The organism is Chloroflexota bacterium, from assembly GCA_016875875.1.
In the GTDB taxonomy this organism is placed as follows: Bacteria; Chloroflexota; Dehalococcoidia; order GIF9; family UBA5629; genus 9FT-COMBO-48-23.
In genome coordinates this window covers 1-12,467 of record VGOP01000001.1, presented here as the reverse complement: position 1 = coordinate 12,467, position 12,467 = coordinate 1, and the positions used below count along the sequence as shown (strand labels likewise).

The following is a 12,467-nucleotide window of genomic DNA, read 5'->3' as shown; positions in this document are numbered from 1 at the left end:
GGTTTGCAGCCGGCAGTTAAGGTATTAAATAAAACTGAAGACCAGACAGAAATGAGCAAAATATCTACTAAATTGCTAATCGTTCTCTTCACATGCGCCTTGATTGTTTCGGGGATAGGCTGTTCCTCAAAGCCAGATTCTCAGGAACCAAAAGGGCGAATCATTACCGTACAGCGCGGCAACCTTGCAGTGACTGTGCCAGTGGACGGCAGCCTGGTAATGCCGCAGGCATTTGATCTGACTTTCGGCGCACCGGGCGACGTTAAAGATGTATACGTAGAAGAGGGGGATTTCGTCAGAGCCGGGACAATATTAGCCACACTGGATGACACGGCACAGAGGCTGGATGTAAGATCAGCCAACAACACCGTACAGCAAACACTGAGTTATCTCTACGAAACCGTGCCACTGCTGCCCCAGTTTCCGGCTAATGATCCTAACGATAATTCAGGTGTTGGCTATCCATTTTATTATCCCAACGCCACTGCTCTGTCATCCCTCATCTGGGCGCAGGACGAGATTTTTAAAGCGCGTGAACTATTCCAAGCCGGCAAATACAGTGAAGCCGCGTCTGAATTGTATGTAGCTTTATCTGACCTAGAGCCCTGCGTGAAAATACTTGAGGACACCATAAACAACCCGAAGTCCGGCCTGGGCAACATGGCGCCATTCGTCCCCAGTGATGAGGCTGGCATAACATATTTCCAGATATATCAGGGGCAATCATTTGCTGTGTCTTACATCATTGAGCTGCGCCAGGCGGTTGATTTAATCAAGCAGGGACAGGCCGACATCGATAAGCTGCGCGAGTTAATCGGGCAGGGCAAAACCGACGAAGCCGGCACGCTTTTCAAGGTCCTCTTAAGCCGGGTTGACGACATAGGCAAAACAGTAAAAAATAACATCAACATGATAAAAACGCATATCGATACGACCATTTACGGCGAGGCAATAAGCTTGTATTTTTACGGCGCTGCTGAAGAGAATTTAGATACGGCGCTGAAAGGTATAGAAAGGGGCGACCTTAACTCATCTGAACTACATGACAATCTGCGTATAGCGCAGCACTACATGAAGCTCTGCAACGCTATTCTGGGAAGCAATGACTTAGTGTTCCAGCACGGCCTCTCCCTACAAAAGGAGCATGGATACAAGCTCGACCTACAAAAAGACCTTGTTTCACTGGTGAATAGCGAGGAAGACTTCCTCAAGACGGTGATAATGGCACCTTTTGACGGCACGGTGGTAAGTGTGGATGTCAAAAAGAACGATGTCCTTTCCGCCCAGGATTATTCATCCAAGGGTACCATCCAGCTTGTTGATACCACGGCAATCAAATTCCAGGGGCTTGTCGATGAAATCGATATCTTGAAAATAGAAACCGGCCAGAAAGCTACGATTTCCGTGGACGCTGTGTCAGACAGAACATTCCCAGGCACAGTATCCTTCATCTCACCTTACGCCAGCACGGACACGGGCAGTGTTGTCAAATTCGCCGTGACCATCCTGCTTGATCCTACCGATGTCGAACTCAAGGGGAGCCTTACCGCCACAGCCGATATAATCGTAAAGAACATAGAAAATGTACTACTACTGCCGGTATCGGCTATCACCACCACATCTGCCGGCTCCTTCGTCGATTTCATAAACAGCGCCACAGGCCAGGTCGAGAAAAGAAAGGTCACTCTGGGTAGCCAGAGCTATCAATTTGCCGAGATATTGACCGGGCTGAATGAAGGCGATGAAGTCGTAGTTCAAGAAAAGGTTACCGGGGCACCCATAACAACAGGTTTTCCGCGGCGATCCCAGGGACCACCACCTAGATAGATAAAATGAAAACAAGAATAATAACCATACTTTTAGTAAATATAAGTTTACTTTCGATATTGCTCAGTGGCTGCAGCAAAACTGTGGTTCCTCTTGGGCAAACTTTCCAAGTGGAAAGGGGGGACCTCGATATCGTGGTATCTGCCGATGGTTCCCTTATCATGCCCAACCAGTTCGACCTAAAGTTCGGCACAAATGGGCAGGTCGATGAGATACTGGTGGAAGAAGGAGACACGGTCAAGCAGGGTGCCCTCCTGGCTATGCTTGATAATTCATCACAGAAAAACGCCATTAGAACAGCCCTGTTTAGCATACAGGCTACAAAAAATGACATCGAATTTGAATGCGGAGCTGACCATCTTCCCTATAATTACTTGGATTTGAGCGTATCCCGTCTTGTTGATGAAGCACAAAAGGATATAGCTGCGGCTATTAATTATTTTGAACAGGGGAACTACAAGGACGCCGGCTATAAGCTCATCATGACATATTTTGATATTGAAGTATGCGAAGACCTGATTAAGTCCAGACCCGATGCCGCCGTATTGGCTGGGGCCAAGACAAATTCAACTTACTATCCAGACCTTACCGCGGGCAGCTCCCAAAGCAAGTCGCCGAATGACAAAATGGTCGTCGACTACCTGCAGAAGTACCGTCAGAAATTGCTAAACATTGCCCAATTGATGAAAATCGGGGACTATGCCACACTTACACCTGAATTCGACAAGGTGCAACAGGAAATGCTCACGGTTGTCCAGCTGGCTAAAAGCACAATATATCTCAAGGACAGTAATTTGTTCGAGTACCCCGATACCGCTACCAGCGTCGATTTCCTGCAATCGTCTATGCGCGCTTTGCAGGAATTAGAGGACTACCTGACACAGAGCGACGCCCTGCCGGTTGAAGCTGCAAAGAAGTTGTACATCGCCAAGCTTAACCTGCTGGTAGGACGCGACATCTTGGAGAATCAAACGTCACTCTTTGTAATCATAAAAGACGTCAACTGGCAGAAGTTGCAGCAATACAACCTCAGCCTGCAAAGCTCAGAAATATCTTTATATGAGGCCAAGCAGGATATCATGAAGACTGCCATCATAGCCCCTTCCGACGGCACTGTGGTCAGCGTGGACCTTAAAAAGTCCTACGTCCTGTCTGCCCAGGATTATTCCTCCAGGACAGCTGTCAAGCTCGTAGATACTAAATCTATAGAGTTCCAGGGGCTTGTCGATGAAATCGATATTATGAAAGTCAAACGTGGACAAAAGGCCACGATTACCATAGACGCTGTACCAAATAAGGTGTTCACAGGAACAGTGAAATTCATTTCACCCTTTGGCACACAGTCGGGCAATGTAATTAAATTTGATGTCACCATCGAGCTGGACCCGACTGATATCGAGCTCAGGGGTGGCTTAAGCGCTACTGCCGATATCAGTATCTACAGCGCCAAGAACACATTGCTGGTGCCCGTATCAGTGATTGTCAATACACCTTCGGGACCCATGGTGGCGGTGATAGACGAGGCCACAGGCCAGTCCGAGTTACGGCGGATCACTCTGGGCAGACAAAACTTCCAATACGCCGAGGTGTTAGAGGGATTAAAAGAAGGGGAGAAAGTTACTGTATCAAATCTGACGCCCAGCACAGGTACTAATACACAGCGTCGGGGAACGCCAGGTATGATGCGCGTCCCTATACGCTAAGATGGCAACCCCGCATATCGCATAATGTTTGTAAGTTTGGTGTTAGGATATGATTGAATTAGAAAATGCAACTAAGATATACGACATGGGTGAGGTGAAGGTCACTGCCTTAGACGATATCTCTTTTCACTGCCAGAAAGGTGAGATGGTTTCCATCATGGGGGCATCCGGTTCTGGCAAATCTACCATGATGAACATACTCGGCTGCTTAGATAGGCCGACTATTGGAAGCTATCGCCTGGAGGGACAGGATGTCTCCAGCCTTAAGGACGATAACCTGGCGGTAATAAGAAATAACAAATTAGGTTTCGTTTTCCAGTCTTACAACCTTTTACCTAAATTGACCGCAGTAGATAATGTAGAATTGCCGCTGATATATTCGGGTCAAAATCACAGGCACCAGCGTGCCCTCGATGCCCTGGAATCGGTCGGCATAGGCAAAAGGGCACACCACCACCCGACCGAACTTTCTGGCGGCGAGCAACAAAGGGTAGCAATCGCCCGTGCCCTAGTAAACAACCCTGTGATAATACTTGCTGATGAACCCACCGGTAACCTTGATACCGCCTCGAGCCGCACAATCATGTCTCTTTTACTTGAACAGTGTAAGAAAGGTATTACTGTGATCGTAGTTACCCACGAAGAAGATATAGCAGCATATACTCATAGAACTATCTATCTCAGGGATGGTAAGGTCATCGAGGAAAAGAAACGATGAACATCTGGGAGAGCACCAGAACAGCCTGGCGATCTATATTTTCCAATAAACTGCGGTCCTCGCTGACGATGCTTGGTGTTGTGATTGGCGTCTGCGCTGTGGTCCTGCTGGTTGCCCTAGGCCAAGGGTTTCAGGCCAGTATGAAAACAACTTTTGAGAATATGGGGGCCAGCGCGCTTTATATATCCAGCTCGGCAGACAAGACAACAAAAACTGTGCGTGACCTCACACTTGAAGATGCCCAAGCACTGGCAGACCAGAAGATGGCACCATCAATAGCTGTAGTGTCGCCTACGCTTAGCAAAGGTGTAAATGTGTCTTACAGTAACAACAACGTGAATATACAGGCCACCGGTGTTACGCCCACGATAGCACAAATAAGGGCTTATACTGTAGATAAAGGTAGATTTATCTCCGAGCAGGATATCACAGCAAGGCAGAACGTGGTAATAGTTGGCTACCAGACGGCTTTGGACTTATTCGGCAGCGAATCCCCACTGGGCAAGAGCCTGCGCGTTGACGGCATTAAATTCCAGGTCATCGGCACCATTCAAAAGATGGGGGGCTTTGCAGGAGATGACTATATATTGATGCCGCTTACAACAATGCAATCAAAAATAGTCGGTGGCAACAATATCCAGCAGATTGCCGTAAAGGCAGTCAGCCCGGACCAAGTAGATTCTGCTATTGCCGAAATAACCTCGATAATAAGGGCACGGCATTATATCGGGCCAGGGGGCGCAGATGACTTCACCATCAGGGACATGCGGGAAGTCCTGAGCAGCATGCAGCAGTCATTAGCTGCCTTCTCGATTTTCTTGAGCAGCGTAGGCGCTATCTCGCTCATTGTGGGCAGCATCGGCATTATGAACATCATGCTGGTTTCCGTATCGGAACGGACACGAGAAATCGGCATACGCAAAGCTATCGGCGCCAAGCGACGTGATATTTTAACTCAGTTCCTTATTGAAGCAGCAGCCCTTAGCTTCACCGGCGGTTTGATTGGCTTGCTCATAGCGGTAGGAGGGTCATTATTAATGGGCAATATTACTATGGGGAACTCAACTTTTCAGGCTCAAATTTCACTCGGCGTTGTTATTCTCGCCCTTACCGTGTCAATTGGGACAGGGTTGATATCTGGGACCTACCCCGCCTTCCGGGCTGCCAGGCTAGACCCGATAGAATGTTTGCGTCACGAATAAAAACACCCTGGCATGCTCCAGCCCTCAGCTTTTCTTCCTGAAGCTGGCCAGCCTGTCCTCGGTATCGGCGATATCAAACTCGCTGCCGAACTCAAGTTCCAGGCCCTTCTTCAGGGTTAGCTTCATGCCCCGATTATAGAGATACTTATAAGCAGCCAGGCTCTCCCAACTGTTGGCCATTATCTTCTTGGCTAGCTCGTTTGTTGTCTCCTCCAGTTTATCTGCCGGCACTGCCATGTTTACCAGGCCTATACGCTGGGCTTCACGACCGTCTATAGTATCAGCGGTGAACGACAGCTCCCTTGCCTTCACAAGCCCGACAGTGCGCGGCAAACGCGCGCTCATACCCCATGTGGGTCTGAGACCCCACCTGGCATGTGTATCCCCAAATTTCGCCTCCTCAGCCGCTATCGCCAGGTCACAACCAAGCACTATCTCTAGGGCACCAGTAAAGCAAAACCCGTTGACCATGGCAATCACGACCTTAGGTATAGCCTGTATCGTATCGATAAGCTCACGTGCCGGGTCGTCAAGAATCGGCCCCACCTTCCCCTTCTCAAGCTTGCGCTCACCCAGAGCTTTCAAGTCCACACCGGCAGAAAAAGCTCTGCCTTCCCCAGTTATCACCACCACTCCCACATTTTTATCCTTCCCGGCATCCTCCACCGCAGCCTTCATCTCCTTAAGCAATGCCGGCGTAATCGCGTTCATAGCGCTGGGGCGGTTAATCGTTATCCTGGCAATACCGTCCTTTTTATCGTATTTCAGGCTCTCAAACTCCATGAATGTCCTCCTTCGATAACTTGCTGCGGGCTCATTCTATACAAATGAAACCAGCAGCGCAAACTGAACCACAGGGCAATGGCAGGCACAAATCTATTCTATCCCCCAGCATCTTGACAGCTGGCGAGCCTAGCCTTAACATAGCCACGCTAAGCAGCGGCAGGAGGAGGTTAAAATGCCGAAACAAGGCTCATCGGTGATTCAAATTCCCCTGGGCAGGGCCAATGTCTTTGTCATCCGTGGCAAACGCGCTGTCCTCGTTGACACCGGCTTTCCCGGCAGCGCTCCAGCCATCATCAACAGTCTCACCCGTAACGGCATCGAACCCGGCTGGGTTTCTCTCATACTCATCACCCACGGCCATTCCGACCATTTCGGCAGCGCCGCCGAGATGAAGAAGCAGACCGGTGCGCCGGTAGCCGTCCACCAGCTCGATGCCGAGGTATTGAAAAAAGGTCAAGACTCATCTCTCAGCCCCACCGGAGCCATCGGCCGCTTCTTCCTCTCCCTGATGGCAAAAAGGGGCCCGGCCACAGCCCCACCTGTGAAACCGGATATAATCATCGAAAACGAAATGGACCTCAACAAATTCGGCGTCGACGGCAAAGTAATACACACGCCGGGGCACACTCCCGGCTCTCTATCGGTGATTTTGCCCAGCGGCGAGGTCATCGTCGGCGACCTGATTATGAGGGGCATAGTCCGCTTCTGGCAGCCGAACTATCCCTTATTCGCCGACAACATGTTCCAGCTAAAAGAAAGCATTAAACTGATACTGCGAAAAAAGCCGGTAAAAATCTTCTGTACCCACGGTGGCCCATTCGACCCCAAGGCCGTCCTGCGGAAATTTTCGTAAGCAATGCTCTCTGATATCTAGCGTGCGCTGAACGTTCCGCTAAATTGTTGTCCCGGCCCACTAAGAGAGGGGTGACTTGCTGACACGGCGCAGGCAAGGCAAAAAACTAAGGAGCTGGCCATTCAGGGATTCTGTCCTGAGACGACTATTGACACATACAAAAACATGGCGCATACTAACAGCAGCGATGTTCTTACATAATTTACTCTAGGGACTCGCATTGCATGGCATTTGTTTTAGATGGAATGATCCCAGAAACTGTGGCTAAGGGAATTCCGCCGATATGACAGGAAATCTGCAATTGATTCTTATTGGGAGGTTGAGCCATGAAATTATCAGGTTTTAGATGGGTCCGCAGCATGAATAGCATTCTCGGATTGTGTCTCTGCCTTGTGCTGATCGGCCTCACAACTGCCGGGGCAATCGTGTACACTAATCGGTCCTACACAGGCAGGATGCTACCGGACGTCCAGGTGTGCAAAGCTGAGCCCTTACAACAGAACGAAGCCGATTACACTTCAACCGCTATAGACGGGAATGGACCGGTCATCCAGGTGTTCAAAGCTGACCCAATGGAGCTGGATACCCCCACTTCCGCCGCCGTGTATACCTTCAAGGTGAGGCGCGCCACGAATGTAGTGATAAATGAGGCGGGCACTAACATTAAAAACATCAGTAACCCTTCCGGCGCCGCCCTTAACGGGACTGCCGACGGGCTGCCGGCCTCTGCAATAACGACGGACGACAGCGGTAAGTTTATCACCATCCTCATGGCCAGCAACGAATACGGCAGCGATACGGCAGAGCTAACGCTATCTCTTGCCGCCAATCTTATACCGGCTGGACAATCAGGGCCGACGGATAACCAGACCGAGCAGCGTACGCCAAAATGGTTGGACCAGTATTCCACGCCAGGTACTTCACCTCCATCGATTACTACTCGTAATAGACCTGATTTTTTCAAATGCCCCAGCAACTGCGCCTACTGTCTGAAACCTGGGGAGGCAGCAAACCTCGGGTTCACCCAGAAATGCTCTGATGCGCGCTGCTACTACTCCCCTGACGACCAGCAAAACTGGTATTGCTACAGCGAGCCGGAAGGCTGGTGCTGCGCAAATGAAAAAGTCAGCCAGACCACCAAACGTGAATGCACCCAGATAGGAGGTTTCTGGTCCACCTTCCAGGCCGAGGCGATAGAATTCTGCCAGCCGAAAGGATACTGCTGCCTGAATGGGCAGATATACTACCCATCCACCCAAGCCCAGTGTGTCCAGATGGGAGGCTCCAACTGGTCCACCAACCGGGCCCAGACGATGGAACGCTGCCAGCCGATGGGATACTGCTGCAGAGACGGCCAGGTCTACACGGCCACCCAGGCTCAGTGCACCCAGGTAGGAGGCTCCTACTGGTCAACCAACCAGGCCCAGGTGACGGAACGCTGCCAACCGCCGACGTGCTGGTGCTGCCTGAAAAGCCAGGTCTACCAGACCACTCAGGCCCAGTGTACCCAGACTGGAGGCGCCTGTTATGCCACACAGTCCCAGGCAGCCGCAGCCTGCCGTCAGACCCCAGCTCTACGTTGATGGCTTCTATTTGGCAGACCAGATGAAAAATAAATCCATTCTGTGAGAGAAAAATGGAGGTAGTTAAATGAGGACATGGAACTTCGGAAAGTGCCGTAGGGCAGCGGTCTTTTTCAGGTTATGCCTGGGCATTATAGTTGCCTTGACATTGTCACTGGGAGGGATGGCTCTGAACACCCAGCCTGCACAGGCTATATTTGACATTTCTCCTGCCAATATAACCATAGACGCGTTCGAATGCCTACCCTTTGTTGATACCCAACTTACCGTTACTTGTTGTACATGCTCGAACCCTCCACAAAACCTCTTCTTTTGGCTGGTGGATACGGGAGGGGGGATTCCGGCATGGGTAAACATAGATCAAAATACCGGGGCAATTTCAGGTTGCCCTCCCACGCCTAGCGCTGGCGCCTATACCTTCGGCGTTCAGGTCTCCGAGCTTTGCGTTTGCCCTAACGCGGCGGGCACCACTTGTACCTTTGGGAATTGCTTTCCCAATGGCGACGCCACTTTACCTTGCGTAACCATATCGCCGACCATTGCCAATGTCACCCTCAATGTCGCCGCTAATATCCCACCCTGTGTCACGGCCATTAATCCAACGTTTTACCCGGTTGCCTGGGAGGGTTTGCCGTTCACCATGACGTTGAGCGCCACCGGCGGTGTGGGGCCGTTAAACTGGACCGCTACCCCATTGCCAGCCGGGCTGACCGTGACGGACGCCACCAACGGAGTCATTTCCGGCATCCCCGGCCCGGGTACCTGCGGCATCTATACCGTAACGGCTACGGTTACCGATACCGGTACGTGCCCAGACCCGACCTGCTGCCCAGCCATCAGCCGCGACTTTATCCTTATCGTTGATTGTTGGGCTAACTACCTTCCCATCTTTTACTACACTACCGCTTGCGATTTCACCGTCGAAATTGGCCCCGGTCTTACCCAGGGCCAGACAAATGTGCTGTTCGATGGTACACACGAGGCCACACTTGTAGGCGGCCAATCGGAAACCTTTATCTCCGTGCCGTGCGAAAGCCATTTGGTGATGGTCAATCAAACCATACAGGTCCCAAACTCCAATGCCAGGTTCACCGTCATAGGGCCAAATACCAAGACGGTGACTGATATCGACAACTATGCCTATTTCGATTATGCGCAGGAGGTATACATCCAGACGGCCAGCGAACCGTCCGGAGCCACACAGCCACCGGGCACCGGCTTTTATGCTGTGGGCAGCAATTTCAGCAGTACCGCGCCGGGCACCATTGAAACTAATATCCAGAACGGCATAAAGTACGTCTTCCGGGAATGGAAGCTCCCCGACGGCACCACACGCCCCATCAGTAACCTGTTATTTGCTGTCAACCAGGGAGGGACTGTCACTGCCGCATACGATACTTTTTATCAGCTGCGACTAACCTCGGATTACCCGGCCATAGACGAGCGCTCCTGGGAACGCAAAGACAGCATTGCCACCTGGAACCTGTCGCTGCACGCAGTCCCCATGCTGGGCTTCTGGGGTTTCCTGGGTGGGGTACAAAGCCCGATGAACGCCAGCGGCCAGCAAATTATGAACGGGCCCGCTACCGTAGAAATCATGTGGAGGCCCAACTACACCATGCCGATCATAGCCATAGTGATTGTATTGCTGGTCATCGTCGGCCTGGTCTATCTCATATACCGTCTCCGGTCAAAGCCTGCCGCCAAACCCGTCGCCACAACCAGAGCCAGGAAGGCTTCATCTAAGGCTAAAAAACGAACGTCTAGATAAACTTCCGCCCTGAATGCGGCACCCTTGCGGACAGTGAATTAGACTGCTGCAAAAAGTGCTGAAGAAGACTTAAATCGGGCGACAATGACGATATTGTGCATGTTGCCCGGTTTTCGTTCTAACCAGTGTGCTGATTTTAATCCGGGGCAAGACAGGCCGAGGTCCAGCCACAACGCTCCCTGACATCCAACGTGCATTGAACCTTTCGCTATTTTGTTCAGTGCTCCGACACCGAAACTCACGGTTTTGCAATTACCCCTGTGCTTCACCCGACATATATGGTAGAATCCCATAGTTACAGCGAATTAGACAGCAGAAGCTAGTATGAGTAACGGTAAGCGTCATTTTTTAGACACCTTTTTCTATCCGAAAAGCGTCGCTGTGGTTGGCGCTGCCAGAAGCCCAGGCACATTGAACTTCCAGTTACTGTCAAACCTAGTAAATCTAAGCTTTATGGGCAAGATATATCCCGTAAATCCCAACGCTGAAGAGATTTTGGGATTAAAATCATACCCTGATTTACGGAGCATTGAACAGGAAGTAGACTTAGCCGTAATCGCTGTTCCCGCCAGTAAAACTCTAGATATCGTCAGAGATTGCGTTGCCAAGAAAGTGAAGTGTGTTACCCTGGTTCCTGGCGGTTTCTCCGAGATTGGCAAGCAGGGAAAAGCATTACAAGATGAAATACTGGCTCTGTTAAGGCAGCATGGAATCAGAGCCATCGGACCAAACGCACTTACCCCTGTCAATAGCCGAAACAACCTTGTCATCAGCTTTCATCCCGTTGAGAAGCTGCCGCACGGAAAGCTTTCCTTTATCTTCCAGTCGGGGCTATATGAGCCCAGGTTCGGCTGGCTTCTTTCAGGTCTTAATCTACACATAAGTAAGCTCATTGACCTGGGCAATAAGATGGATATCAATGAAGTTGACGCTCTGGAGTATTTATCACAGGACCCGGAGACAAAAGTTATTGCCCTGCACCTGGAAAGCATTGCCGGCGATGCTAAAGAATTCATGCAGCTTTTGAAGCGCACTACCAAGGAAAAACCGGTGATTGTTCTCAAGTCAGGTCGAACGCCAGAAGGAGCTGAAGCGGCCTCCTCACACACTGGTGCCATAGCTAAATCAAGCGATGCCGTGGTTGATGCTGCTCTAAAGCAAGCTGGAGCGATTCGGGTACAGGCTCTGGACGATTTTTTCGATTTTGCCAAGATCTTTGAGTATTTACCCCCATTGAAGAAAAACAGGATTGCCATCGCCACCGGTTCTGGTGGAGAAGGAGTAATCGCCACTGACCTATGCCTGCTTAATGGGTTTACCATAGCCCAATTAAGCCCAGAGACACGTGATAAACTCCGCTCCATTTTCCCGCCCTGGGACATTCCGGTGAACCCGCTTGATGCTGGGGTATGCTATCAGTTCAATTGGGGAACGGACGCCAATGCTGTTTTCTTAGACGCTTTAGCCGATGACCCGAATGTTGACTGTGCAGCGTTGGCTACGCAGATACACGCATATACACGAGCTGATCCTCATCAATTTGTGAAACCATATTGTGATATGGTTAAAAATGGCAAGCCAGTGGTGACATGGGTGACTGATCCTAGAGTGGGAGGAAAGTTAGTTGACCAACTGGAGTATAACCGAATACCAGTATACACATCAGGGGAACGAGCGATCAGGGCACTATCTGCGCTCTATCATTACCACGCCATGAAAAACATTTGACTAGAAATCCCAGAACTCAACAATTCGTCATCGCGTTCATTGTATACCGGTGGGTGGCGACCTCCATCAGGGAGGCTCAGTCGGTCTAAACCCGCGTGGGACTTCGATTTCCATATGCAACATGGCTAAGCACATCGATTTCCCTGTCTCGTCCCACCTCAGTGTTCTGGTAGCGCCACCTCCTAAAGCGTTATGCATTACAACCTGCAGCGCATTTATGTTCGGCATCTCGTATACCTCAACCTCACCTTTGACCAAGTCTCTGTAATGTTCCTTCACTTTCTGCGGCGTAACTT

9 protein-coding genes are annotated in these 12,467 nt (G+C 50.5%); 8 read left to right on the top strand and 1 reads right to left on the bottom strand.

Going from position 1 to position 12,467, the window contains the following annotated elements:
* Nucleotides 1–51 precede the first annotated feature (51 nt).
* The 4 genes from FJ023_00045 to FJ023_00030 are packed head-to-tail and all read left to right on the top strand — an operon-like array spanning nt 52 to nt 5,450.
* Nucleotides 52–1,827 carry an HlyD family efflux transporter periplasmic adaptor subunit gene (locus tag FJ023_00045; GenBank protein MBM4445737.1) on the top strand — a complete coding sequence of 592 codons (1,776 nt, stop codon included), beginning with the start codon at nt 52–54 and terminating at the stop codon, nt 1,825–1,827.
* 5 nt (nt 1,828–1,832) lie between these two features.
* Nucleotides 1,833–3,530, top strand: coding sequence for an efflux RND transporter periplasmic adaptor subunit (locus FJ023_00040; GenBank protein MBM4445736.1), 1,698 nt, complete (start codon nt 1,833–1,835; stop codon nt 3,528–3,530).
* Nucleotides 3,531–3,579: 49 nt separating this feature from the next.
* Nucleotides 3,580–4,248 (top strand): ABC transporter ATP-binding protein, encoded by a 669-nt coding sequence (locus FJ023_00035; protein ID MBM4445735.1) that lies wholly within the window; start codon nt 3,580–3,582, stop codon nt 4,246–4,248.
* Nucleotides 4,245–5,450 (top strand): FtsX-like permease family protein, encoded by a 1,206-nt coding sequence (locus FJ023_00030; protein MBM4445734.1) that lies wholly within the window; start codon nt 4,245–4,247, stop codon nt 5,448–5,450. Before FJ023_00035 ends, FJ023_00030 begins: the two co-directional genes overlap by 4 nt.
* Nucleotides 5,451–5,474: 24 nt before the next feature.
* On the opposite strand, the gene FJ023_00025 is transcribed toward FJ023_00030, so the two are convergent.
* Nucleotides 5,475–6,233 (bottom strand): enoyl-CoA hydratase/isomerase family protein, encoded by a 759-nt coding sequence (locus FJ023_00025; GenBank protein ID MBM4445733.1) that lies wholly within the window; start codon nt 6,231–6,233, stop codon nt 5,475–5,477.
* A gap of 175 nt (nt 6,234–6,408) precedes the next feature.
* Between FJ023_00025 and FJ023_00020 the strand changes: the two genes are divergently transcribed.
* The 4 genes from FJ023_00020 to FJ023_00005 all read left to right on the top strand — a co-directional run bounded on the left by FJ023_00020 (nt 6,409) and on the right by FJ023_00005 (nt 12,171).
* On the top strand, nt 6,409–7,089 hold the full coding sequence (locus tag FJ023_00020; GenBank protein ID MBM4445732.1) for an MBL fold metallo-hydrolase: 681 nt from the start codon (nt 6,409–6,411) through the stop codon (nt 7,087–7,089).
* Nucleotides 7,090–7,415: 326 nt separating this feature from the next.
* Complete coding sequence (locus FJ023_00015; GenBank protein MBM4445731.1) at nt 7,416–8,672, top strand: hypothetical protein; 1,257 nt, start codon at nt 7,416–7,418, stop codon at nt 8,670–8,672.
* A 67-nt stretch (nt 8,673–8,739) separates the two neighbouring features.
* Entirely contained in the window at nt 8,740–10,443 is a 1,704-nt protein-coding gene (locus tag FJ023_00010; protein MBM4445730.1) for a hypothetical protein, read from the top strand.
* A 324-nt stretch (nt 10,444–10,767) separates the two neighbouring features.
* The gene (locus FJ023_00005) at nt 10,768–12,171 is read left to right on the top strand and encodes a hypothetical protein (protein ID MBM4445729.1); all 1,404 of its coding nucleotides are present in this window, start codon (nt 10,768–10,770) and stop codon (nt 12,169–12,171) included.
* Nucleotides 12,172–12,467 lie beyond the last annotated feature (296 nt).